Raw genomic sequence first — 22,787 nt, 5'->3', positions numbered from 1 at the left:
GGCACCGAGGGCAGCCCCACGGACACGGCCCGGCCCGGCACCGACGGCAGCCCCACGGACGCGCCCCGACTGCGCGCCGAGGGCGGCCGGCGACGGAGCGCTCCCAGCGGTCGACGGCCGCGGACCGACGGCCGTCTCGGGGTGCGCCCCGCCGCCCCCACGGTGTACAGAGGAGAGGTGCCCCTCCGGCAGCGTCCCGATGCGCCGTTCCCGCCGCACGCGCCGCATCCCCCCGACCGCCGCCGCACCTGGCGACCCGACCCCCGGGTGCTGACGGCGCTGACGCTCGCGCTGATCGCCCTGATCACCGTCATCGACATCCTGTCCCCGCCGGACATCCACCTCGGCCCGCTGCTGATCGTCGCCCCCGCCCTGACCGCCTCCTTCGCCGGCCCCCGGGCCACCGCGGCGGTCGCCCTGATCGCGTTCGCCGCACTGACCGTCATCGGCTCCGTCCGGGACAGCCTGACCAGCGCCAACATCGAGACCCAGCTCAGCGCGCAGGCCGTCGTCTCCGCACTGATCATCGGCCTGCGGGTGCTGCGGGAGCGGCACGAACGCGAGCTGGCCCGGGTCCGGTCCGTCTCCGAGGCCGCCCAGCGGGTGCTGCTGCGCCCGCTGCCGGACCGGATCGGGCCGCTGCACCTGGCCTCCGTCTACCTGGCCGCCGAGGCCGAGGCCCAGGTCGGCGGCGACCTGTACGCGGCCGCCCGTACCGCCACCGGCACCCGGCTGCTGGTCGGGGACGTGCGCGGCAAGGGCCTGTCCTCGCTCGGCGACGCGGCCCTGCTGCTCGGCGCCTTCCGCGCCGCCGCCCACCTGCACGCCGAGCTGCCCGACCTGGCCGCCTACCTGGACGGCAGCGTCAGCTGGGACCTCGCCCAGCTCGCCGAGCAGTCCCGGCAGGCGCGCCGGACGCAGCAGGAGCGGCGCACCCTGCCCCGGGCGGCGTCCCGCGACGCCGTCGAGGAGCCCCACGAGTCGGGCGAGGCCGGCGAATCGTTCATCACCGCCGTCCTGCTCGACATCCCCGACGACGGCTCACCGGTCCGCCTGATCGACTGCGGCCACCCGCCCCCACTGCTGCTGCGCCCCGACGGCATCACCACCCTCGCGGCCCGCCAACCCTCCCCGCCCCTGGGGCTCGGCGACCTCGCCCCGACGCGGTACGAGGTGGAGACCTTCCCGTTCCGCCCGGGCGACCGGCTGCTGATCTACACCGACGGCGTGATCGAGGCCCGCGACGCCCAGCGGCGCTTCTACCCGCTCACCGAGCGCGTCACCGCCTGGCGCGGCGACCGCCCCACCGCCCTCCTCCACCGCCTCCGCCGCGACCTGCTCGCCCACGTCGGCGGCCGCCTGGACGACGACGCGGCCATGGTCGTGGTCGAACGGCTCCCGGACGACGGACCACAGCACGGCAACCGCGCCACGGCCGACCTCGGCTCTCCGGCCGGGGTCGACGCTCCGGCCGGGGCCACCGCTCCGGCGGGGGCCACCGCTCCGGCGGGGGCTGCTGCTCCGGCGGGGACCGTTAAGCTCCGGCGGGCCTCGGGAGTGCGGCCGGGCCGGGGTCCGCCGCCGGGTCGGGGTCCGCCGCCGGGTCGGAGTCCGCCACCGAGCTCGGTGCAACGGCTGCCGGGCTCGGTACAACGGCCGCCGGGGCGGGGTCCGCGGCCGGCGGCGTTACGGCTTGTACGGCAGCTGCGGCACGTCGTAGCAGTTCGTCGTCATCGACGGCACCTGGGTGACCCAGCCGCCGCGCCCGCCCTGCGCCGCGTCCTGCCAGCGGGCGGCGTTCAGGCAGGCGCGGGTCGGACCGGAGGGCGGCGGCTGCGGGACGAAGGAGGCGGGCAGGATCAGGCCGTGCGCGTCGTACGGCTCGGCGCGGTTCATGAACGCCTCGACGCAGGAGCGGGTCGGCGCGGCGCCGCAGGAGTCCAGCGCGTCGGTCAGCCACTGCGCGCCCGCCCAGCCCTCCAGCTCCCAGGCGGACAGCTGACCGGCCCGGTCCGGGTAGTAGCGGGCCATCGCGGTACGGAAGTCGTGCACCGCCGGGTACTGCTGGTCCTCGTAGTTCAGGCTCGACGAGGTCGCCCAGAGCACGTTGCGGCAGTTCGGCGAGGACTGGTAGTCACTGCGCACGGACTCCGACCAGTTCTGCACGTTGGTCACCTTCGCCGTGACCGTCACCCCGGACTCGTCCAGTGCCCGGCACAGCGCGGCATTGCCCCGGGTGTCCATGGCGTCGAACAGCAGCTGAGAGCCGTCGGCACGCACGGCCGCGGCCACCGCCTGGAAGTTCGGCAGCGCGAAGTCCACCGTCTGCATCAGCACCCGGTAGCCCTCCGCCTCCAGCCCGGCCTTCAGCTGTCCGGCGTAACGGGCCGAGTCGGCCTGGTTGTACGCGACCACGGCGGCGCTGCTCGCGCCCAGGCGCTGCTTGAAGAAACGGAACACCTCGGTGCTCTGGTAGAGCGTGCCGTTCCAGCCGACCGAGCGGCCGTCGCGCGGCGCGGCGTTGCCGTAGATCTCGTAGAGGTGCGGCCAGCGGTCGTACGCCGTGCCGATCGGCTGTCCGCCGACGTCCGGCACCGCCTTGCCGCTCACGTACGGCGCGCCCGCGTAGTCGAGGACGCTCCCGCTGACGAACGCGAAGACGTGCTGCTGGTCGATCAGCTTGTGCACGCAGTCCTGGTTGCCGACACCGCTGCCGCCGTCGTCGCAGGTCACCACCCGGACAGTGCGCCCGTGCAGGCCGCCGTGGTCGTTCAGGGACTGGAAGAAGGCCTGGGCGCCGTACCGGGGACCGCTGAACACGTCGCTGCCGACCGGGCTGGTCAGGGAGGTGACGATGCCGATCACGATCTCGCCGGCGGTGACCCCGGTGTCGGAGGCGGCATTGGTGTTCCCGGTGCCCCCGGTCCCGCTCCCTCCGCTGCCGGTGCCCCCGCTTACCCCGGAGGTGGGGGTCGCGCGGGCGGTGAAGGCGTCGGCGGGCAGCCGGGTCCCGCAGCCGGCCGGCAGCGCGAGCAGGAGGAGGGCGAGGACCGCCGCCACGACGCGGCCGGGCCGCCGGCGCGCGAACGCGTCGGCGGCCCGGCACCACGAGCGGGGCGTCAGCTGCATCCGGGGATCGGCGTGCCGCTGGCACCACCGGCCTGGGTCAGCAGGCCGCAGAGGGTCGAGCGGGACACCTTCCAGGTGCCGTTCTCCAGGACGGCCTGGCCGGACGCGCTCGGCTCGACCACCGTGCCCTGGAGGGACAGCGAGTAGGTGACGGTCGCGGTGGAGGCGTCGGTGAACGAGACGTCGGTGACCTTCGCCTGCACCTGGCCGACCCGCGGATCCTGCGAGAAGCCCTGCAGCACCGGGAGCAGCGCGTCGCCGCCCTGGAGCAGCGCGGCCTTGTCGGCGATCGGCGTGGCCGGGTCGAAGAACTTCTCCCAGTTGGTGGTGATCGCCGTCTTTGCGGCGGCCGGGTCGGCGGGGGCGGTGCCGGTGGCCCCCGGGCTCGCGGAGGCGGTGCCGGTGGCGGTCTCGCTCGGGCTCGCGGAGGCGGTCGCACTCGCGCTCGGGCTCGCGTTCGCCGGGGAGGACGCCGAGGAGCCGGACTTGCTGCTGCTGCACCCGGCCACCGCGCCCGCCAGCACCAGCGCGAGCAGCACGCTCGCCGTCCGCAGGGCCCGGCCGCCGCCCGTGGGGGTGCCGCTTCGCGTCACGTGCATGGTGTTCCCTCTCGACTGCGCCGCCCGGGCCGCTGTCTCGCTGTCCCGGATGCTGTTCCAGGCCAATCCTGGAAACGTCTCAAGTGACACCATGAAGGCGGATCCATGGACGAATCGCAATCCGACGGAGAAATCACCCGTAACGCCCCAGAGGGTTCCCCCGTCCGAGGCGGCGCGCGTCGGGGCGGCGCACTCCGGGGCGGCCGCTCGGGGGGTGGCGCCTCGGGGGGTAGCGCCTCGGGGGGCGCCCTCCGGGGTGCGCGCGAATGGGTCGGCTGGCTGCTCGTCGCGGCCGGGGCCGTCCTGTGCGTACTCGGCTGGTACGGGGTCTCCGGAGAGCGCTTCGTCGAGCAGCAGATCCCCTATCTGGCCTCCTCCACCGTCCCGGGCGCGGCCCTGATCGTGGCCGGGACCGTCCTGGTCGCACTACGGTCGCCGCCCCCGCCGGAGCGCGAGGACCTGACCGACCGGCGGGTGGAGCGGCTGTACGAGCTGCTCGTCGAACCGTCCGGCACGGGAGCGCCCGACGCAGGACCGGGCACCGAGCCCGACACCGGTCGGCGCGCCGGACCGGGTGCCGCAGCGGGTGCCGAAGCGGCTGCCGCAGCGGGTGCCGGGCCGAGTGCCGCAGCCGGTGCCGGGCCCGCTGCGCCGGATCCGGCCGGAGGGGGCGCCGAGGGATGGCTGGCCGTTCCCGAGGGCAGCCGCTACCACCGTCCGGACTGCCCGCTGGTCACCGGCAAGGCGCGGGCCGGACCGGTGGACCGGGGCGCCGTCCGGGACCGGGGGCTGACGCCCTGCCCGCTCTGCTCGCCGCCCGTGGTCGACCCCGGCGCTGGCCCCGATCCCGACCCAGGTCCTGGCCCCGACCCAGGTCCTGGCCCCGACCCAGGTCCTGGCCCCGATCCTGGCCCCGGCTCAGGCCGAGGCCCCACCACCCGTCCGGGCGAATCCGCCCCGCCGACCGGCTGACCGCCCATGACCGCCACCGCCCTGCTCACCGCCGCCCCCGACTCGTTCGGCCTCACCGTCGACCTCGCCCTCGCCGGGCTCACCGTCGGCAGCGCCGCCGCGCTCAGCGGCATCGGTCTGGTCGTCTGCCACCGCGCCACCGGCGTGCTCAACATCGCCCAGGGCGCCCAGGCCATGGCCATCGCCTACCTGCTGCGCGACCTCGTCGTGGTACGGCACTGGCCGGTGTGGCCCGCCGTCGCCTGCTGCCTGCTGCTCGTCGCCCCCGCCCTGGGCGTGCTGCTCGACGTCCTCGTCTACCGCCCGCTGCAACGGCGCGGCGCCGGACCGGCCGAAACCGTGGTCGCCGGGCTCGGCGTCTTCGTGCTGCTCATCGGCGTGGCCGTGCTGCTGTGGGGCGCGGCACCGCTGGCCGGCGCGCCCTCCCCGCTCGGCGGCACCCCGATCCACCTGCCCGGCGGGCACAACCTTCGGCCCGACACCGTCGCCCAGCTCGCCGCCATCCTCGTGCTCGGCCTCACCGTCTCCGCCGTCACCCGGTGGACCCGCTTCGGCCTCCATCTGCGCGCCGTCGTCGACGACCGCCACCTCGCCACCCTCGCCGGGGTCGACGCCGACCGGCTCTCGGCCGCCGGCTGGGCCTTCGGCACCTTCACCGCCGGGCTCGTCGGCATCGCCCTCGCGCCGTACCTGCTGCTCGACCCGTACGGGCTGCCGCTGCTGGTGATGGAGACCATGGCGGTCGCGGTCGCCGCCCGGCTGCACAGCATCCCGGTCGCCGTCGCCACCGGGCTGGCCCTCGGCATCGCCCAGTCGGAACTCACCCGGCTGCACCCGTCCGGGCAGCTGCTGCCGCTGGTGCAGGCGGTGCAGTCCAACCTGTTCGTGATCGCGCTTCTCGCCACCGCCCTGCTCGCCGGGCCACGCATCGGCGGACCGGGCATCGACGGCGCAGGCACCGGCGGGGAACGGGCCGGACCGGCGCCGCTGAACCTGCACCGTGCGGGGAGCGGGGGCGGACGCCTCGCGGGGGCCGTCTGCCTGGTGCTGCTCCTGCTGCCGCTCGGCTTCCGGGGCAACGACCTGCGCAGCGCCCTGCTCGTCCCCGCGCTCGCGCTCGTGCTGCTGTCCATCGTCGTGGTCACCGGCTACGGCGGGCAGATCTCGCTCGGACAGGCCGGCTACGCGGGCCTCGGCGCGCTCGGCACGGCGCTGTTGATGTCCGGTCGCATCCCCGGCCTCCCGCCACTGCCCTCCGTGCCCGCGCTGCTGATCGCCGTCCTCGCCACCGCGCCACTCGGCCTGCTCACCGGTTGGCCGGCGATCCGGCGACGCGGGCTCGCCCTCGCCCTGGTCACCTTCGCGGTGGGGATGGCGATGAGCCGCTTCGTCTTCCAGCAGCCGTACGCCACCACCGGGCTCGTCCTCGACCGTCCGTCCTTCCTGGCCGGCGACCGTGCCTTCTACCTCGCCGAACTCCTGCTCCTCGGCCTCGGTCTGCTCGCCGTTCGCGCCCTGCACCGGGATCGACTCGGCCGGGCCCTGACCGCCATGCGGGACCACGAACCGGGCGCGGTCGCGGCCGGCGTGGACGTCCCCGGCCTCAAGCTCCTCGCCTTCGTCGCGGGCGCGGCGCTCGCCGCCCTCGGCGGCGGCCTGATCGGCCTCGCCGGACGCGCCTTCGACCCCGCCGACTTCGACCCGGTGCGCGGCCTGCTCTGGTTCGCGGCCGTCGTCGTCGCGGGTGCCGACAGCGCCCTCGCCGCCGTCCTGGCCGCCGCCCTCCTCATCGGCCTCGACGCCGGCACCGTCGCCGGCGTCTCCGCCGTCGCCGTCGGCGCCCTCGCCGCCGTCATCGGCCGCCTCCCCGGCGGCCTCGCCTCCCTCCCCCTGCACCACCACCGCGACAGCCGCCCACCCCCGGCCCTCCCCCCGTCCCGCCTCACCCCGACGGGGCACCGGGTACGAGCGGCCATCGCGGCGAGGCGGGAGAGAGAGGAGCGGGCATCATGAGCAACTCTCATGCCATCCCGCCGGCCATGCGGAGGAGCAGCCATGAGGAAGTCTCATCGCACCACCCGGGCGAGAAGCCATGAACAACTCTCATCCCGTCCCACCGACCAACGACGGCACCGGGCCATGAGGAACTCTCATCCCACCCCGCGTCCCATCGACCGAGCGGCAGTCCTCGGCGCACGGAACGGTCAGCCATGAGCGACACTCATGTCGGCCGCCCCGTCTCCCACCCCGCTGCCCGGCTCACCGCCCGGGGCATCGTGCGACGGTACGGGGGGATCGAAGCGGTGGCCGGGGTGGACCTGGTGGCGTTGCCGGGGCGGATCACGGCGTTGGTGGGGCCGAACGGAGCCGGTAAGAGCACCCTGTTCGACTGCCTCGCCGGCACCGCGCGTCCGGACGCCGGGCGGGTGCTGCTGGGCGGGCGGGACGTCACCGGGCTGCCCGCACACCGGCGGGTGCGGCTCGGGTTGGCGCGGACCTTCCAACAGATCGCCGTCTTCCCCACCCTCTCGGTGGCCGACAACGTCCGGGTCGGCGCCGAACAACGGACGGCGCAACGGCCCGGGCGGCCCGGACGGACCGAGACCCGGGCCGTGGCCGAACGGACGGCCGGGGCACTGCGGCTGTTCGGGCTGCAGGACATCGCCGCCGAGCCCGCCGGGGCGCAGCCCACCGGCGTGCTGCGGCTGGTGGAGCTGGCGCGGGCGCTGGCGGGCGGGCCCCGCGTGCTGCTGCTGGACGAGCCGGCCGCCGGGCTCGACGCCGCACAGACGGCCCGTCTGGTGTCCGTGCTGCGGGGCCTGGCCGAGCGCGGCATGGCGTTGCTGCTGGTCGAGCACGACGTCGAACTGGTCGGCGAACTCGCGGACTCCGTCTACGCCATGGCCGAGGGTCGGATGGTGGCGGGCGGCCCGACCGCGACCGTCCTGGCCGATCCCAGGGTCACCCGGGCCTGGGGTGCGGTGACCTGATGCCCGTCGAAGCCGCACTCCGTGCCGCCCGGGTCCGGTACGGCCCGCTGGAGGCACTGCACGGGGTCGACCTCGCCTTCCCCTCCGCCGCCCTCACCGTCCTGCTCGGCCGCAACGGCGCCGGACGGACGAGCGCCCTGCACGCCCTCGCCGGGGTCGTACCGCTGTCGGGCGGGCAGGCGCTGTGGCGGGGCCGGGACATCGGCGGGCTGTCGGTGCACCATCGGGTACGGCGGGGGTTGGCCCTCGTCCCGGCCGAGCGCGGGGTGTTCGGGTCGCTGACCGTCGCCGAGAACCTGAGCCTGGGTGGACCGGGCCCGGGCGAAGCGCTGGAGCTCTTCCCCGAGTTGACCGCGCTGCTGGACCGCCGGGCGGGCAGTCTCTCCGGCGGCCAGCAGCAGCTGGTCGCCGTCGGGCGGGCGTTGGCGGCCCGGCCGACGCTCCTCCTGCTCGACGAGCCCGAGCGCGGCCTGGCCCCCGCCGTCGCCGCCCGGCTGCACGCCCGCCTGCTGGCCGACGCCGCCGCCGGCCGTACGGTGGTGCTGGCCGCGCAGTCGCTGCCGCGCACCCTCGCCGGGGCGGCCGTGGTGCACGTGCTGCACCGGGGCGAGGTGGTCTTCTCGGGTGAGCCCGGGGAGCCGTTCCCGGGGCGGTTCGCGGTCACGCGGTGACGACACGTCCAGGTCCAGCCCCTCGCCGAGGGCAGGGCCCCGCTTCCCACAACTGGTCCAAATACCTTCCCCCGCCGGTACGCTGATGAACCGTGCGGGAAGAGGTGCGCGACCCTGTACGCGACGACATGCACGACGGAACGCCGGGCAGGGCGAAGCAGAGCGTGACGTCCAACCGGTTCTCCGGCGGACAGGCGCGGACCGTCCACCAGGCCGAGGTGATCAACCTCTACGGCGGACCGCAGCCCACGACCGCCGACCCCGACGCCCGCCGACTGGCCCTCGTCGTCGCCCGCCAGTGGCGCGACGAGGCGGCGACCCGCGGGCTGTTCGGTCCCGTGCCGCTACCGGTGCCGTGGCGAGCGGACCGGCACCTCGCCGACCGTACGGAACTCGCCGGAGCCCCGCCCGAGGGGTCGTCCGCCGAGCTCGCCGCGTTCGCCGAGGCCTTCCTGGCGCTGCCGCAGCGGCGCCTGGTGGTCCTCGGCGACGCCGGCTCCGGCAAGACCTCGCTCGCCGTCCTGCTGCTGCTCGCCCTGATCGACCGCCTCGGCCCCGCCGACCCCGTCCCGGTCCTCGTGCCGTTCGCCTCCTGGAACCCCGCGCGGCAGGGCCTGCGCGACTGGCTCGCCAAGCGGCTGCGCCTCGTCGAACCAGCGGTCCCCCTGGACTCGGGGAGGCGCTGTCCGTGCCAAGGGCAGAAGTCGATCCCGATACTTGCTGTGCCGCCGTCATGGATGATCAGCCCGTACTCCCGGAACGTGGCACCGGACCGAATCAGGGCGTCCGGGCAGGTGAAGGGGTCATCGCCTCGGCTCCTCGTCGATCAGGGGGAACGACCGGAAGTGGATCACGGCCCAGGGTGGCCTCCGGTCCGGGGCGGGGAGATCTGCCGGACGCGCAGCGGACCAGGCCCTACGGCCGGTACACGTACGGCGTCGTCGTGCTCAGTCGGGCGAAGCCGAGGCGCTGCAGGATGGGGCGGCTGTCGTCGCTGGCATCGACCTGGAGGTACTGGTAGCCGAGGTCCGCGGCGAGGCGGGCGCGGTGGGCGACGAGGGCGCGGTAGATGCCCCGGCCGCGCCAGTCGGGGGCGGTGCCGCCGCCCCAGAGGCCGGCGAAGCCGGTGCCGGGGTTCAGTTCCATCCGGGCTGCGGACACCGGGCGGTCGCCGGCCAGGGCGACGACCATGCGGACCGTGTCGCTGCCGTGCCGGAGGTGGCCGAGCATCCGCGCGCGCAGGCCCGGGTGGTCGGCGCCGAAGGCTTGGGTGTGGGCCTCCACCATCAGGTCCACCCCGGCCGGGTCGGTCACCGGGTGCAGCCGCACGCCTTCGGGGAGGACGGCCTCGGTGGGCAGGTCCGCGATCCGGGCGATCATCAGCGCCTCGTCCGGCTCGGGCGTGAAACCGGCCGCGAGCAGCCGTCGCCCGAGGTCCGCGGGGCGGTCGTGGGAGTAGGCCTTCCACTCGAACTCCAGGCCCAGTTCGGTGAAGTGACGCACCTGGGCGGCGATCGCCTCGTCCACCACGGCCTCGTCCAGGCCGGACCACACCACGCCGTTCCAGTCGCCCACCCCGCCCACCAGCCGCACTACCGCACCGTCGTGCTCGACCCGGACACCGGGCCCGTCGGGCTGCGCGTTGCGCCGGACACGGTCGTCGAACAGGGCTAGCACCTCGTCATGATCCATCCGCTCACTCCAGCACGGCGCGGACGCGCACGCCACCGGGTTTCCGCCGGGCCCGCGCCGTGGGTTCGGCGGCCCGGCGGGCGGTAGACCGGCGCGGATCACCTCGCTCGGCGCCTCCGCGGCCGTTACCGTGTCCAACAGGGCACGGTCGGCGGCGAGTTCGCCTGTCCTTCGGGTGATCCGGGCGCGCTCCAGGGCGAGGCCCGCGAGCGGTTCCGGACAGGTCGGTCCGGCGCGGCGGCGCCCCGGCATCAGCAGGCCTGGCGTAGCTGTCGTGCCGGGCGGACGATCTCCCTCAACCCTTCCTTCCCGTACCGCCGTTGCCGTGCCCGGCCTGAGCCCGATGGGCCGGGCGCCGACGCGGCGCTGCCGGACCCGTTCCGACCACCGCACACGGATGGGTCCACACCCTGACGCCCGCCCGGGCCGAGGGCATCAGCTGCGCCGAACTCGCCTCGTACGACCAGGGATTGACCCGGATCATGCCGCCGCTGACCGACGACTTCGCCCGGCGCGCGGACGACCGCCGGCATCCCGGCCACCGCAGCAGCGTGGCCCCCGCCGCAGCCGGCCCGGCCCACGTCGCGCGCACCGTCCGGGCCAGCGGCCTGGACACCGCCGTCCTGGACGCCGCACTCGGCCTCACCCGCCGGGCGATCGACGCCGGGCATGGGCCGGACGAGGTGTCGGCGCCGGTCGAGCTGCTCGCCGGCTGATCCGCCTGATCTGCCTGATCTGCCTGATCTGCCGCCCGCGCTACTGCGCCAGGTACCCGCCGTCGACGGGCAGGACGGCACCGGTGATGAAGGAGGCGTCGTCGGAGGCCAGAAAGAGGACGGCGGCGGCGACTTCGTCCGGTGCGCCGAGGCGGCCCATCGGGTGGAGCTTCTCGATGGCCGCGAGGTACTCGGGCCCGCCGGGTTCGTCGCGCAGGCGGGCGACCCGCTCGGTGGTGATCGTGCCGGGGGCGACGGCGTTGACCCGGATGCCGCGGTCGGCCCACTCGACGGCGAGGTGCTTGGTGAGGCCGGAGGCGACGAACTTGGCGGGCCCGTAAACCGCTTGGCCGCGCTGGCCGGCCTCGCCGGAGATCGAGGAGAGACAGACGATCGCGCCGCCGGGCCGCTCCTGGGCGGTCATCGCCCGGATCGCGTACTTGCAGGTGAGGAACATGCCGCGGCCGTCCACCGCCATCACGTGGTCCCAGTCCTCCGCGGTGGCCTCGGTGATCTCCATCAGCGGGATGACTCCGGCGTTGGCGACCAGGACGTCCAGCCGGCCGTGCCGTTCCACGGCGGCCGCGACCATCCGGCGGGCATCCTCGTCGCTGGCCACGTCGCCGACCACCGTACTGACGGCGCCCGGGAGTTGCCCGGCCAGCCGGTCCAGCCCCGCGGCGTCGACATCGGCGGCAACCACCGACGCGCCCTCGCGGACGAACCGCTCGGCGACGGCCCGTCCGATGCCGCTCGCCGCACCCGTCACCACGCAGGAGCGACCGGCCAGCCGACCGGTCGCGGGGCTTCCCGCCGCGTCCACCGTCACCATGGCCGCGACTCTACCGACCGGAACGGGCGGCAGGCGGCCTTCCGCCACCGTCCCGCGATCGGCGCGTCGGCACCTCGGCAGGCGGCACCTCGGCGGGCGACGCTTCGGCGGGCGGCACCTCGGCGGGTGGCGCGCACCCGCGAGGACGAGCGGCCACGAGGCCAACGGCGCGACGGACAGCTGTCGTTGCCACCCGCGTCCGGCCCCCACCCCGGCCCGTTCGGGGGAGCAGCACCCGTCGCTCCACACGGGTGGCCGGGGGGCCGGGGTACGGGCGGCATCCGCACGCGGCGTCAGACCGTGAGGACGATCTTGCCGCGCAGGTGCCCCTGCTCGCTGATCCGCTGCGCCTCGGCCGCCTCCGCCAGTGGCAGCACCCGGTGCAGCGGCAGCCGCAGGGTGCCGGCCTCGTGCAGGGCGAGCGCGGCGGTGTAGGCGCGCTGGTGGAGGTGGTCGACGCCCTCGGAGCCGCCGGTGAAGCGGACGCCGTGCTGCTGCCCGCCCACGAAGTCGGCGATGGTCAGGACCCGGTCCGCACTGCCCGTCAGCTCGATGGACAGCGGCAGCACCCCGCCCTGTCCGGCCGCGTCCAGCGCCCGGTCCACGCCGCCGGGGGCGGCCTCCCGCACCCGCTCGGCCAGGCCCTCCCCGTACGTCACCGGGATCGCGCCGAGTTCGCGCAGGTGGTCGTGGTTGGCCTCGCTCGCGGTGCCGATCACGGTGATCCCGCGAGCCCGGGCGAACTGCAGCAGCACCGTGCCGACCCCGCCGGCCGCGCCGTGCACCAGCAGGGTCTCGCCGGCCCGCACGCCGAGGACGTCGAGCACCCGTTCGGCGGTCTCGGCCGCCACCGGGATCGCCGCGGCCTCCTCCCAGCCGAGCGAAGCCGGCTTGCGGCCCAGCAGCTCGACCTGCACCAGCACGTGCTCGGCGTAGCCGCCGCCCATCACGGCGCCGAACACCTCGTCGCCGGGGGCGAAGCCGCTCACGCCCTCACCGAGGGCCTCCACCACGCCGGCCACCTCGTAGCCGGTCACGGCCGGGAAGGCGACCGGGAAGAGCTCGGCCATCGCACCGCTGCGCACCTTGTGGTCCAGCGGGTTGACGCCCACCGTGCGGACCGCGACCCGCACCTGGCCGGGCCCGGGGGCGGGCAGGTCGAGGTCGACCGGGCGCAACACGTCCGCGCTGCCGTACTCGTGGAAGGCGATCGCCTTGGTCATGGAATCTCCTTGGGGTTCTGGTGGTTCGGTACTTCCGACGGTTCCCATCCTGGTCCCGGCGTCGCAGCCGGGGACCCTGCCGTTCGGACGGTTCGACCTGTCCGAACGGCCAGGCGGATCCGATCGCGACCGGACTAGGCTCGACGGCATGGATGGTGTGAACGGCGTGCGCGGGACGAGCGGCAGGAACGACCAGGGCAGCACCGGCCGCACGGGCAGCAGGAACGACACGGGCAACCCGAACGGCGCGGACGGTGCGAACGGCGCGGACGAGAAGTGGCGGGAGTCCTGGGGCCGCCCCGAGGACGCACTCGCCCGGGCCGTCGAGGTGCTGCGCACGCCGCGGCCGGACCTCCTGCTGCGCCTCTCCACGATGCTCGGCACGCTCGTCCCGCACGTGGCGGTCGCCCAGCTCAGCGGTGTGTGCACCCACTCCCCCACGCACGCCTACGGTCTGCCAGAGCTGACCGAGGGGGTCAGCAGCCTGGAGCTGTCCCGGCTGGCCGAGCACACCACCGCGACGACCTCGGCGGGCCGGCCTTGGCAGGGAGAGGCCGAACTCGCGGGCCGCGTCCGCCCGGTGGTCGTCGTCTCGACCACCGCGGGCGGCAACACTTCGGGCGGCAACACCTCGGGCAGCGGCACGTCGGGCGACGGCCCCGCACCGGGCGACGGCACCGCACCGGGAGCCGGCCACGGCGCCGTCCTGGTGCTCGTCCGGGCGAACGCCCACCCCGTGGCGCCGGGGGCGCTCGCCGTCCTGCAGCAGCTGTGGGACCTGGTCATCGCCCACTCCGACCACCGCGCCACCGACGCCGGCCCCAAGCACGCGGCGGCTTCCCGGGCCTCCGCCAATGCCCGTGCCCGCGCGATCGCCGAGTTCACCGGCACCCACAGCGCGGCGCTCGGCGCCGTCCTGGCGCCGCTGCGCTCGCCCGACCTGGACGACGCGACCGCGCGCCGCAACGCCACCGAACTGGCCGTCACCGCCCTGCTCGACCTGCGCCGGGGCGCCGACCTGGACCGCACGCTCAGCGAGGAGCCGGCCGACGCCGCCTTCGCCCGGCTCGCCCGGGAGTTGCGCCCGCTGCTGCGGCACACCAAGGTGCGGCTGGACGCGGCGCCCCCGGTGGAGGCCGGGCGGTCGGTCCCGGCCGACGCCGCGCACACCGCCCGGGACGCCGTCCGGGTGGCCGTCCTGTTGATGCTGGAGCAGGAGAAGCCGAGCCGCCTGCACGTCAGTTGGCAGTTCACCCCGGACGGCGCCGCGCTGCGGGCGGTGGTCCGCGGCGACGGCATGGGTGTGCTGGCCCTCGACGCCCTCGCCGTCCACCGCACCACCGACCGCATCACCGCCCTCGGCGGCCGCTGCACCGTCGAAGCCGTCCCCGGCTGGGGCACCACGGTGACGGTCGACCTGCCACTCGCCCTCCCCGAGCCCGCCCTCGCCACCGACCCCCTGGACGGCCTCCAGCCCCGGGAGCTGGAGGTCCTCGACCAGCTCGCCCAGGGCCGCCGCAACCGCGACATCGCCGCCGCGCTGCACATCAGCGAGTCGACGGTGAAGTTCCACGTCGCCAACATCCTGGCGAAGCTGGGCGTGGCCTCGCGCGGCGAGGCGGCGGCCCTGGCCCACCGCGCCGGGCTGCCGGGCGGCACGGTGGGCCTGCACGTGGCGTCCTGAGCCCGGCACCCGCGCCCCGTCCCGTCCCGTCCCCCGCCCTGTCCCGCCCTGTCCGGCCCTGCGTGCGACGGCCGATGCCCGGCGCCCGGTGCTCGTCGGGCGCCCACGGAGTCCGACAAATCCCCCCGGAGAGAAGCCACATGACCGACCCCACCCGCGGACCCGACCCGATCCACCCGGCCCACCCGGCCCACCCGTCCGACCGCGCCGATCACACCGATCAGCCGACCCCCTGGGCGCCCGACACCCCCGGTCTGCTGCGCCTGCCCTCCGGCCGCCTGCTGCGCGGCCGCGGCCTGAGCCGCCCGCTGCCGCCCGGGCCCCGACCCACGTTCGGCCTCTACCTGTTGGGCCGCCCGCCGACGGGCATCGCGTGGGAGCACCGCTGGGTCCGCTGGCCCGACTTCCGGCTGCCCGGCGACCGCGCGGACGCGGCCGACGCCTTCCGTGAGGCCTGGGAGCGCGCCGCCACCGGACGCGTCGAACTCGCCTGCGTCGGCGGGCGCGGTCGCACGGGCACCGCGCTCGCCTGCATCGCGGTGCTGGACGGCGTCCCGGCCGCGGAGGCGGTCGCGTACGTGCGCGAGCACTACAGCCGGTACGCCGTCGAGACGCCGTGGCAAAGGAAGTTCGTGGAGCGGCTAGCCTGACCTCATGGGTGGGGAACCTCGGGACACGACGACCAACCGCGTCACCGGAACGGTCCTCGGCGCGGTCTACCAGGCCGGGACGATCAACCTGGTCGCCGACGACGACGGGCCGCCGGTCACCGCCGGGTCGATGGCCGCCGCCTGCGCCGGGTACGCCCGCCGGGTGCGGGAGACGTACGGCCGTCTGGACCTGGAGGTGCTCACCCCGCTCTCCGAGCAGGGCGAGCACCCGGTGGTGGAGCTGCGCGAGGTGTTCGTCACCCCGCAGGTCCGGGAGGACCCGCCGCCGGTGGAGTTGCCCCGCGAACTGGTCCAACGGCTGTCGGCGTACGGCGAGTTCGCCGGCGACGCGCTCCCGCCCGGGCTCGGCCGGCCGGCCGTCGAGCAGCTGCGCGACGACTACCTGGACCGGCCGACCGAGGACGCCCTGTCGGTCCTGACCGGACCGCGCGGCCGGCGGGTCGTCCTACTCGGCGATCCCGGCTCGGGGAAGTCCACCCTCGCCCGCTACCTGGCCCTCACCCTCTGCCAAGGGGGTGCCGGGCCGCTCGCCCCGTTGGACGGACTGGTCCCGCTGGTGGTCGAACTGCGCCAGTACGCCGAAGGGCACTGGCGCGACGGCACGTTCGAGGACTTCCTCGACCACCGCCACCGCGTCGCCGGGATGTCCCTCCCCCGGCCCGAACTGCTTCGACTCCTCGACGAGGGCCGGGTCGTGATCGTCTTCGACGGCCTCGACGAGCTCTTCGACCCGGGGGTGCGCGCCGCCACCGCCGAACGGATCGCCGCCTTCGCGGCCCGCTACGAGCGGGCGCGCGTCGTCGTCACCTCGCGGGTCATCGGCTACCAGCGCGCGGCCCTCGGCGGCGCCGGCTTCACGCACTTCATGCTGCAGGACCTCGACCGCGGCCGGATCGCCGACTTCGCCCGCCGCTGGTACACGATCGCCTGCCCGGCGGACCCCGAACTCGCCGCCCGGCTGGTCGAACGCATCACCGACGCGGTCGACGCCTCCCGGCCGATCCGCGAACTCGCGGGGAATCCACTGCTGTTGACCATCCTCGCGATCATCGGCCGGCGCCAGACCCTGCCCAGGGACCGCCGGGGCGTCTACGAGCACGCCGTCCGGGTCCTGGTCGCCCACTGGGACCGCGACACCAAACACCTGAGCACCCCGCTGAAGCCCGGCGCCGCCGAGGCCATCGACCTCCTCGACGACCGCGAGCGCATGGAACTGCTGCGCCTGCTCGCCCGCCGGATGCAGGAGGGCACCGGAGGCATCGCGGGCAACCACATCCACGCGCAGGAGCTGGAGTGCGTGTTCCGGGACTACTTCGGCCAGTTCGGTCTCCCGGTGCACCAGTGCCTCGCCGCCGCCCGCGCCCTGCGGGACCAGCTGCGCGAGCGCAACTTCATCCTGGCGAGGTACGGCGGCGAGGTGTACGGCTTCGTGCACCGCGCGTTCCTGGAACACCTGGCGGCGGAGGACATCGTCCACCGCTACACGGTGCAGCGCGAGTGGACGCCGGAGGGCCTGATCGAGGAGGTCTTCGCGCGCAGGGCAGACGATCCGGCGTGGCACGAGGTGCTGCTGCTGGTGGTCAACCGGCTGAGCGAGCCCGACGCGGCGACGGCGATCGACCACCTGCTCGACCGGGGCGACGACACCTCGCTGATCCTGGCGATCCGGTCCTTGGCCGAGGTGCGGAAGATCGGGCTGCTGCGGGCCCAGAGCGACCGCGCGATCGACGGCCTCACCAGCCGTCTCTCGGGGTACACCACCGTCGCGTTCAAGATCGATTCGCTGCTCGCCCCGCTGGCCGCCCTGAGCGCGGTTCCCGGCTGGACGGGGCGCGAGCGCTACCTCCGCTGGTTCCACCTGCACGGGCAGTTCACCTCGTCGACCAATGCGAAGGTCACCGTGGCGGTCGCCTTCCACACCGCCGTCGAGACCTCCCTGGCCCTCGCCGCGTTCGGCCCCGGGGACAACACGCACGCCGCCGTCACCGCGCTGGCCCGCCGGTGGAGCAGCCATCCCGGCATCGTGCCCGCACTCCTGGCGCTCGCGGCCGAGAAGTCCGTCTTCCTGCTCCGGATGAGGGTGCTGTTCGAACTGGCGGACGGATGGCCCGACCACCCGGACGTCGTGCCGCTGCTGCCGGAGGTCGAGGCGGCCCTGGCCTCACCGATGTTCGTCGGCCGCGACATCGTCGACCTCCCGCCCACGACCTCCGAGCCCGGGGCCACGGGCGACCCGCTACAGCTGTTGGACCTCGCCGCCAACGGCCTGACGGGATCCGTCCGGTGCGACGCCCTCCAGGCCCTCGCGCGGTCCTGGCCCGCACACCCCGAGGCGCTGCCGGTGTTCCTCGACCGCGCCACGGGCGACCTGCAGAACAGCGTCCGGGAGACGGCCGTCCGCGAGTTGGCGCGTTGGCGGACCGACACCCCGGCCGTCCTGCCGGTGCTGCTCGACCGGGCGCTGCACGACCGCAGCCCCGGCACCCGCCGCCGCGCCCTCGAAGGCCTCGCCCACCTGGACGCCGACAACCCCGCGACCGCCGCGCTGCTCACCCGGGTCGCAACGGGCTCGGAGAACTCCGAACTGAGACTGAAGGCCGTCAACCTCCTGGCCCAGTACCGAGGTTCGCACCCCGAGACGGTGCTGCTCCTCCTCGACCGGGTCACCGCGGACCCGGACCACGGCGTCCGTGGCGCCGCGCTGGGCCACTACGCGGTACTCGCCCCCGACGACGCCGAATCGGTCATCCACGCCCGGGCGAAGGGCGATCCCGGCCGGGAGGTGCGCCGCCGGGCACTGACCATGCTCGCCTGGCAGTGGCCCGGCCGTCCCGGGACCCGGGCCGCCCTGGAGCACGCGGCGGCCACCGACGCCGAGGAGTCCGTCCGCGACGCCGCCCGGTCCGGCTTGGCCGCCGCCGCCCGCCTCACCTCCGCCGCCTCCTGAGCCGCAGCACCTCCTCCAGCGGCACCCCGCCCTCCGCCCACGCCGCCAGCCGCGCCCGGTCCAGCCAGTGGACGGCGTGCCGGTCGCCCCAGGCCTTGGCGTCCCTGGTCAGGCCGCCGTTGGTCACCACCACGGCCACGTCGGCGCCGTGGGCCGGGCCGGCGGTGCCCTTCACCTGGTACATCACGTGCACACCGACCTTCGCCGCGACCCTGGTGTGCTTGGCCTGCAGCACGATGCGGCCGAGCCGCGGGTGGTGGCCGATGACGTCGGCCGCCTGGTCGCCCTGCCGGCCGACCTGCCGCGCGCTCCAGCCGTCCCGGACGAGGAGGTCGCGCAGCGCGAACTCGAAGGCCCGGTCGTCCATGGCGTCGACGGTGGCCAGCGGTATCCGCAGGGCGGCGAGCCGCTTGGTGCGGGCCCGGTCGAGGGCGGGGCCACGGGCGGCGGACAGCAGACAGCCGGCCGAGACCACGGCGAGGAACACCCAGGACCGCAGCAGCGACTGGACCACGCCGACGACGAGCACGGCGGCCGCCAACGCCACCAGGGCGGCTCCCAGCCGTTCCCCCGCACCGCGCGGGCGGCGGATGCGGACGGTGCGGGCCATCAGGTCGCACCGGTCTCGGCGGGCACGGAGGCCGTGGGCCCGGGTGCGGTCGGCACCGCGGCCGGCACGGCGGTCGGCACCGCGGTCGGCACCGCGGTGGACACCGGGGTCGGCGGCGGGGCGGCGGGCGGAGTGTCGGAGAACCCGACGAAGCGGCTCCAGAGCCAGAACGCCGCGACCGCCCCGGCGATGACCCAGCCGCTGCCCCGGGCGGCGGCCGCGCCACCGGGTCTCGGCCGACGGCGGACGTGTGCCCGTACGAAGATCCGGTCGTCCTGGTGTGCCACTGCGCCTCCCGAGCGGGGCACGGCGCCCGATGCGCCGCCGACCCGTCCATCGGATGTAGCAGCGACTCCTCGGCACACGCACGACCGCACCGTCCGGAACCGGCCACCCGACACTCCGGCCCGCCCCGGGCGGGCGGCCCCCGGCACCGCCGCCGGGCAGCACCGATGCCGTGCCGTCAGGTTGGCGCGAAGGTGCCCGGCTCGTACGGTGCACTTCCCGGCGCCCGTCGGCCGTTCACTCCTCCGGGCGGAGCGTGAAGCGGTCCGGCTCGCCGTCCATGGTGAAGCGCCGTGGTGCGCCCGGCTCCTCGGACCGCCAGCCGGCGGCGAGGCCGGCCCGGACCAGGGCGGCGGTCAGGGCGGGGGTGACCGGGGCGAGTCGGAAGACCTCGGCGATGCGTTCGGCGGGGGCGGTCAGCAGGACGCCGTAGTGGAGCCAGGGGTCGTCGAAGCGGACGGTGACCTCCAGCGGCCGGCCGGCGCGGCTGCCACGGCCGGTGCCCTCGGAGCGCTCGGAACGCTCGGGACGCTCGGAGTACTCGGGGGCGTCCGACCAGACCCGGACCACGACGTGACCGGCGTCCCGGGAGCGGACGGTCCAGCGGTAGTCGCCGCCGTCGACGTGGATCCTGCGCGGTGTCCTCGGGGCCATCCCGCCACGGTACCCGTCAGAGGTCCCAGCTCCGGGCGGCGGCCCAGGCCTCCAGCGACTGCCACGCGATGTCCGGGTGGGCGGCGTGCAGGCCGTCGGTGTCGATGTCGAGGCCGGGTTCCCGGAAGTAGCGGAACATCGCGGCGAGGTCCTCGGAGTAGGTCTCGACGACGGTCAGCGGCACCTCCTCGAAGCGGATCGGCCGCCTGCTCGCGGCGGCGATCGCGGCGGCGATCTGATCGCCGGTGCACCACTGGGAGGCGATGTCGATCCGGCGGCCGGTGTACGCGTCGGGGTGGGTGAGGACGTGGGCGGCGAAGGCGCCGATGGTCTCGGCGGCGATCACCGGGAGGGGGACGCCGGGCGGCATGGGGAGGTGGAAGACACCCGCGCGCAGGAACGGGAGGGTCCAGTCGTTGGCGTAGTTCTCCAGGAAGGCGGCCGGGCCGATGACGGTCCAGGGCAGGTCGAGGCCGGCCAGGTGCTGTTCGATGCGCTGCTTGGTGTCGAAGTGCGGGATGCCGGTGGAGCGGTCGGCGTTGGCGGCGGAGGTGAAGAGCACGTGCCGCACACCGGCCGCGGCCGCCGTGTCGAGCAGGGCGGCGCCCTGGCGGACCTCGGTGTCGAGGTCCGCGCCGAACGGGGTCGACATCGCGAACAGCGCGCCCGCGCCGTCCAGCGCCGCGGCCAGTGTGGCCGGCTCGTCGAAGTCGGCGTGCACCACCTGGGCGCCGAGCGCGGCGAGTCGGGCGGCGGCGGGCGATCCGGTGTCGCGGGTGAGGGCGCGGACGGGGCGGCCGGCGCCCAGCAGGGCGCGGGCGGTGGCGCCGCCCTGGGCGCCGGTGGCGCCGGTGACGGCAACGGGGAGCTGATTTATCTGCGTCATGCAGGCAACATAGAAAGAGATGTCTGCGTTGCGCAACTATTTATCCGGCGGGCGACGGCCGGCCGGTTACCCTTCCCCCATGACGACCCGCGACGAACTGATGGCGCGGCTGTGGCCGGTCTCGCGCCGCTACCTGGCCTCCTACGTGCTGTTCAACCAGGCCGTCGCCGACCACCTCGGCATGCACCCCACCGACGTCCAGTGCCTCAACCTGCTCACCCTGGAGGACGGCCCGGTCACCACCGGCCGGATCGCCGAGCTGACCGGCCTCACCAGCGGCTCGGCCACCCGGCTGGTCGACCGCCTGGAGAAGGCCGGCCTGGTCGCCCGCCGACGCGACGAGGCCGACCGCCGCCGCGTCCTGGTCGCCGTCCGCCCCGAGGCGCTGGAGCGCTTCGGGGAGGTGTGGCGCACCCTGGGCGCCGACTGGGCGGCCACCTTCACCGAGGACAGCGAGGACGAACTCGCCTTCCTGCTGCGGCACATGAACCGCACGGTGGAGCTCAGCCACCGCCAGATCGCCCGCCTGGCGGGGAGCGACGGGCGCTAGGTCTTGCGGAGTTCCGGCGCCGGGGCCCCGATCAGCAGCCGGCGCACCGCGTCCCAGGCCGAGCGCAGGGCGGCCGCGCAGGCGCGGGTGTCCGAGCCGAGCAGGCGCAGCCAGGCGCCGCTGTCCTCGGGGAGCACGCTGACGCCGTGCAGCAGACCGCAGCCGGCCAGCGCCTCGTGCAGGGTGTCCGCGACCGCCGCGGGCGGGGCGAGCGGGGTGAGGACGTAGAGGCTGCACATCACGTCGTGGCCGGCCAGCACGGCCGGACCGCCGACACCGGCACCCCCGCCTCCGCCCCCGCCTCCGCCCCTGCCCCCGGCACCGGCCCCGGGCTGCGCGGGCTCCAGCCGTACGGTGTCCAGGGCCACCAACCGGCCGTCCGGGCGGCGCACTTCGAGGTCCGAGGCGAACACCCGGTAGGCGTTGCGCTCGCCCCGCGCGAGGCGGCCGGCCAGCACGGTCTCGCTCGCCAACACCGTCGCGCCCGGGTCGACGGTCAGGACGGTGCGCTGGTAGAGGCGGGAGTCGACGAAGGGGATCACCGGCTCGGGCAGGTACTCGACGTAGGCGCCCGGGCCGGCCGCCAGGGACAGGAGCTGCGTCGCGTAGTCGTGCTCCATCCGGTAGACCTTGGTGGCCGCCTGGGTGGTGAGGTGGACGGCCGTGTCGGCGCCGCAGCGCACGTCCGTGCGCAGCCGGTCGGCCTGCAGGATGCCGCCGCCGGTGGACATCAGGAAGGTGACGGCGAGGTCGGGGCGGGCCGGGTCGTAGTACAGCGGGCGCATGATCTGCAGCGGCGACTTCTGGTAGTGGCCGGTGAGTTCGGTGCGCCCGCCGATCCTCTCGAAGGCCAGTTCCAGCAGCCCGACCTTGCCGGGGCGCCCGACCGCGAGGGTGTCGGGCGTCCCGGCGTGGCGGCGGACCTCGTACGGGACGCGGGCGGGCTCGTAGTGCCGGGGGTCGAGCCGGGGTACCGCCGGCGGTGCGACGCGTGCCCGCACCCCGGTCACGCCGGCACCTTCCGGAAGGTCTCCAGGAACGCCGCGATCTCCTCCAACCCCTCCCCCGTCAGGCAGTTGGTGAGCACCACGGGGCCTCCCTCGCGCACCCGGCGGGCGTCGGACTCCATGATGCCGAGGTCGGCGCGGACGTACTGGGCGATGTCGATCTTGTTGATGACCAGCAGGTCCGACTCGGTGATGCCCGGTCCGCGCTTGCGGGGCATCTTCTCGCCCTCGGCGGTGTCGAGGACGAAGAGGAAGAGGTCGACCAGCACCGGGCTGAAGGTCAGCGTGAGGTTGTCGCCGCCGGACTCGAACAGCAGGGTGTCGACGTCCGGGAAGCGTTCCAGGAGTTCGGCGCCGGCCGCGAGGTTCATCGTCGGGTCGTCCCGGACGGCGGTGTGCGGGCAGGCGCCGGTCTCCACGCCGACCACCCGCTCGGGGTCCAGCAGCCCGGCCAGGGTGCGGCGCACGTGCTGGGCGTCCTCCTGGGTGTAGATGTCGTTGGTGACGACGGCGGGGCGGTGGCCGCGCGCGATCAGCACCGGGACGAGCGCCTCGATCAGCGCCGTCTTGCCGGAGCCCACCGGCCCACCGATGCCCACGCGGAGCACGTTCTCGGTCAACTCTCCTCCTCTGGTGCGAAGTTGCGTACGTCAAGGGGTCAGGGGGGTC

At 75.2% G+C, this 22,787-nt stretch carries 19 protein-coding genes and 3 pseudogenes; 9 read left to right on the top strand and 13 right to left on the bottom strand.

Features of this window, described 5'->3' with window-relative positions:
• Positions 1-267 precede the first annotated feature (267 nt).
• Positions 268-1,395, top strand: a pseudogene (locus ABTY56_RS20875) (PP2C family protein-serine/threonine phosphatase); the annotation flags it as partial.
• Positions 1,396-1,686: 291 nt separating this feature from the next.
• Here the strand turns inward: ABTY56_RS20875 and ABTY56_RS20870 are convergent.
• Together ABTY56_RS20870 and ABTY56_RS20865 are read right to left on the bottom strand one after the other, a co-directional pair.
• The gene (locus ABTY56_RS20870; protein WP_350630432.1) at positions 1,687-3,129 is read right to left on the bottom strand and encodes an ABC transporter substrate-binding protein; all 1,443 of its coding nucleotides are present in this window, start codon (positions 3,127-3,129) and stop codon (positions 1,687-1,689) included.
• Positions 3,120-3,728 (bottom strand): MTB12 C-terminal domain-containing protein, encoded by a 609-nt coding sequence (locus tag ABTY56_RS20865; protein WP_350630431.1) that lies wholly within the window; start codon positions 3,726-3,728, stop codon positions 3,120-3,122. Before ABTY56_RS20865 ends, ABTY56_RS20870 begins: the two co-directional genes overlap by 10 nt.
• 978 nt (positions 3,729-4,706) lie before the next feature.
• Between ABTY56_RS20865 and ABTY56_RS20860 the strand changes: the two genes are divergently transcribed.
• From ABTY56_RS20860 to ABTY56_RS20855, 3 genes are all read left to right on the top strand, one after another.
• A complete protein-coding gene (locus tag ABTY56_RS20860; protein ID WP_502893154.1) occupies positions 4,707-6,713 on the top strand; it encodes a branched-chain amino acid ABC transporter permease in 2,007 nt (668 codons plus the stop codon).
• Between the two features lie 197 nt (positions 6,714-6,910).
• Positions 6,911-7,690, top strand: coding sequence for an ABC transporter ATP-binding protein (locus tag ABTY56_RS38875; protein WP_502893153.1), 780 nt, complete (start codon positions 6,911-6,913; stop codon positions 7,688-7,690).
• On the top strand, positions 7,690-8,361 hold the full coding sequence (locus ABTY56_RS20855) for an ABC transporter ATP-binding protein (protein ID WP_350630430.1): 672 nt from the start codon (positions 7,690-7,692) through the stop codon (positions 8,359-8,361). Before ABTY56_RS38875 ends, ABTY56_RS20855 begins: the two co-directional genes overlap by 1 nt.
• 344 nt (positions 8,362-8,705) lie before the next feature.
• Here ABTY56_RS20855 and ABTY56_RS20850 read toward each other — a convergent pair whose 3' ends face one another.
• The 3 genes and pseudogenes from ABTY56_RS20850 to ABTY56_RS20845 all read right to left on the bottom strand — a co-directional run bounded on the left by ABTY56_RS20850 (position 8,706) and on the right by ABTY56_RS20845 (position 10,053).
• Positions 8,706-9,056, bottom strand: a complete 351-nt coding sequence (locus ABTY56_RS20850; RefSeq protein ID WP_350630429.1) for a hypothetical protein — start codon at positions 9,054-9,056, stop codon at positions 8,706-8,708.
• Positions 9,057-9,085: 29 nt separating this feature from the next.
• A pseudogene (locus ABTY56_RS38870) lies at positions 9,086-9,139 on the bottom strand (hypothetical protein); the annotation flags it as partial.
• 137 nt (positions 9,140-9,276) lie between these two features.
• Positions 9,277-10,053, bottom strand: coding sequence for a GNAT family N-acetyltransferase (locus tag ABTY56_RS20845; protein ID WP_350630428.1), 777 nt, complete (start codon positions 10,051-10,053; stop codon positions 9,277-9,279).
• Between the two features lie 395 nt (positions 10,054-10,448).
• On the opposite strand from ABTY56_RS20845, the pseudogene ABTY56_RS20840 reads away from it, so the two are divergent.
• Positions 10,449-10,769 (top strand): annotated as a pseudogene (locus ABTY56_RS20840) (imine reductase family protein); the annotation flags it as partial.
• 40 nt (positions 10,770-10,809) lie between these two features.
• Here the strand turns inward: ABTY56_RS20840 and ABTY56_RS20835 are convergent.
• Positions 10,810-11,601: an SDR family NAD(P)-dependent oxidoreductase gene (locus ABTY56_RS20835; protein WP_350630427.1), complete on the bottom strand. Its 792-nt coding sequence runs from the start codon at positions 11,599-11,601 to the stop codon at positions 10,810-10,812.
• Between the two features lie 293 nt (positions 11,602-11,894).
• On the bottom strand, positions 11,895-12,824 hold the full coding sequence (locus tag ABTY56_RS20830) for an NADP-dependent oxidoreductase (protein WP_350630426.1): 930 nt from the start codon (positions 12,822-12,824) through the stop codon (positions 11,895-11,897).
• 148 nt (positions 12,825-12,972) lie between these two features.
• On the opposite strand from ABTY56_RS20830, the gene ABTY56_RS20825 reads away from it, so the two are divergent.
• The 3 genes from ABTY56_RS20825 to ABTY56_RS20815 all read left to right on the top strand — a co-directional run bounded on the left by ABTY56_RS20825 (position 12,973) and on the right by ABTY56_RS20815 (position 18,126).
• Entirely contained in the window at positions 12,973-14,508 is a 1,536-nt protein-coding gene (locus ABTY56_RS20825; RefSeq protein ID WP_350630425.1) for a helix-turn-helix transcriptional regulator, read from the top strand.
• A 140-nt stretch (positions 14,509-14,648) separates the two neighbouring features.
• Positions 14,649-15,158, top strand: coding sequence for a protein-tyrosine phosphatase family protein (locus ABTY56_RS20820; RefSeq protein WP_350630424.1), 510 nt, complete (start codon positions 14,649-14,651; stop codon positions 15,156-15,158).
• Between the two features lie 4 nt (positions 15,159-15,162).
• The gene (locus ABTY56_RS20815; protein ID WP_350630423.1) at positions 15,163-18,126 is read left to right on the top strand and encodes an NACHT domain-containing protein; all 2,964 of its coding nucleotides are present in this window, start codon (positions 15,163-15,165) and stop codon (positions 18,124-18,126) included.
• Here the strand turns inward: ABTY56_RS20815 and ABTY56_RS20810 are convergent.
• The 4 genes from ABTY56_RS20810 to ABTY56_RS20795 form a co-directional block, all read right to left on the bottom strand.
• Positions 18,107-18,739, bottom strand: a complete 633-nt coding sequence (locus ABTY56_RS20810; RefSeq protein WP_502893158.1) for a restriction endonuclease — start codon at positions 18,737-18,739, stop codon at positions 18,107-18,109. The genes ABTY56_RS20815 and ABTY56_RS20810 overlap by 20 nt on opposite strands.
• On the bottom strand, positions 18,736-19,023 hold the full coding sequence (locus ABTY56_RS20805) for a hypothetical protein (protein WP_350630421.1): 288 nt from the start codon (positions 19,021-19,023) through the stop codon (positions 18,736-18,738). Before ABTY56_RS20805 ends, ABTY56_RS20810 begins: the two co-directional genes overlap by 4 nt.
• Positions 19,024-19,258: 235 nt before the next feature.
• Positions 19,259-19,675: a hypothetical protein gene (locus tag ABTY56_RS20800; protein WP_350630420.1), complete on the bottom strand. Its 417-nt coding sequence runs from the start codon at positions 19,673-19,675 to the stop codon at positions 19,259-19,261.
• 16 nt (positions 19,676-19,691) lie between these two features.
• Complete coding sequence (locus ABTY56_RS20795; RefSeq protein ID WP_350630419.1) at positions 19,692-20,561, bottom strand: NmrA family NAD(P)-binding protein; 870 nt, start codon at positions 20,559-20,561, stop codon at positions 19,692-19,694.
• Between the two features lie 79 nt (positions 20,562-20,640).
• Here ABTY56_RS20795 and ABTY56_RS20790 point away from each other — a divergent pair, with 79 nt between their 5' ends.
• Positions 20,641-21,111: a MarR family winged helix-turn-helix transcriptional regulator gene (locus ABTY56_RS20790; RefSeq protein ID WP_350630418.1), complete on the top strand. Its 471-nt coding sequence runs from the start codon at positions 20,641-20,643 to the stop codon at positions 21,109-21,111.
• Here the strand turns inward: ABTY56_RS20790 and ABTY56_RS20785 are convergent.
• Together ABTY56_RS20785 and ureG are read right to left on the bottom strand one after the other, a co-directional pair.
• The gene (locus tag ABTY56_RS20785; RefSeq protein WP_350630417.1) at positions 21,108-22,121 is read right to left on the bottom strand and encodes an urease accessory protein UreD; all 1,014 of its coding nucleotides are present in this window, start codon (positions 22,119-22,121) and stop codon (positions 21,108-21,110) included. The genes ABTY56_RS20790 and ABTY56_RS20785 overlap by 4 nt on opposite strands.
• Complete coding sequence (ureG, locus tag ABTY56_RS20780) at positions 22,118-22,738, bottom strand: urease accessory protein UreG (RefSeq protein WP_350630416.1); 621 nt, start codon at positions 22,736-22,738, stop codon at positions 22,118-22,120. Before ureG ends, ABTY56_RS20785 begins: the two co-directional genes overlap by 4 nt.
• Positions 22,739-22,787: the final 49 nt, after the last annotated feature.

Origin of the sequence: Kitasatospora sp. NPDC097691 (assembly GCF_040302665.1) — a bacterium.
In the GTDB taxonomy this organism is placed as follows: Bacteria; Actinomycetota; Actinomycetes; order Streptomycetales; family Streptomycetaceae; genus Kitasatospora.
The sequence above is the reverse complement of the archived record's forward strand: the minus strand, read 5'-3'. Positions and strand labels throughout refer to the sequence as shown.

Excerpts from the sequence above, each read along its gene's own strand:
- ABTY56_RS20870 (WP_350630432.1), bottom strand. The coding sequence starts at position 3,129 with ATGCAGCTGACGCCCCGCTCGTGGTGCCGGGCCGCCGACGCGTTCGCG.
- ABTY56_RS20865 (WP_350630431.1), bottom strand. The coding sequence starts at position 3,728 with ATGCACGTGACGCGAAGCGGCACCCCCACGGGCGGCGGCCGGGCCCTG.
- ABTY56_RS20860 (WP_502893154.1), top strand. The coding sequence starts at position 4,707 with ATGACCGCCACCGCCCTGCTCACCGCCGCCCCCGACTCGTTCGGCCTC.
- ABTY56_RS38875 (WP_502893153.1), top strand. The coding sequence starts at position 6,911 with ATGAGCGACACTCATGTCGGCCGCCCCGTCTCCCACCCCGCTGCCCGG.
- ABTY56_RS20855 (WP_350630430.1), top strand. The coding sequence starts at position 7,690 with ATGCCCGTCGAAGCCGCACTCCGTGCCGCCCGGGTCCGGTACGGCCCG.
- ABTY56_RS20845 (WP_350630428.1), bottom strand. The coding sequence starts at position 10,053 with ATGGATCATGACGAGGTGCTAGCCCTGTTCGACGACCGTGTCCGGCGC.
- ABTY56_RS20835 (WP_350630427.1), bottom strand. The coding sequence starts at position 11,601 with ATGGTGACGGTGGACGCGGCGGGAAGCCCCGCGACCGGTCGGCTGGCC.
- ABTY56_RS20830 (WP_350630426.1), bottom strand. The coding sequence starts at position 12,824 with ATGACCAAGGCGATCGCCTTCCACGAGTACGGCAGCGCGGACGTGTTG.
- ABTY56_RS20825 (WP_350630425.1), top strand. The coding sequence starts at position 12,973 with ATGGATGGTGTGAACGGCGTGCGCGGGACGAGCGGCAGGAACGACCAG.
- ABTY56_RS20820 (WP_350630424.1), top strand. The coding sequence starts at position 14,649 with ATGACCGACCCCACCCGCGGACCCGACCCGATCCACCCGGCCCACCCG.
- ABTY56_RS20815 (WP_350630423.1), top strand. The coding sequence starts at position 15,163 with ATGGGTGGGGAACCTCGGGACACGACGACCAACCGCGTCACCGGAACG.
- ABTY56_RS20800 (WP_350630420.1), bottom strand. The coding sequence starts at position 19,675 with ATGGCCCCGAGGACACCGCGCAGGATCCACGTCGACGGCGGCGACTAC.
- ABTY56_RS20795 (WP_350630419.1), bottom strand. The coding sequence starts at position 20,561 with ATGACGCAGATAAATCAGCTCCCCGTTGCCGTCACCGGCGCCACCGGC.
- ABTY56_RS20790 (WP_350630418.1), top strand. The coding sequence starts at position 20,641 with ATGACGACCCGCGACGAACTGATGGCGCGGCTGTGGCCGGTCTCGCGC.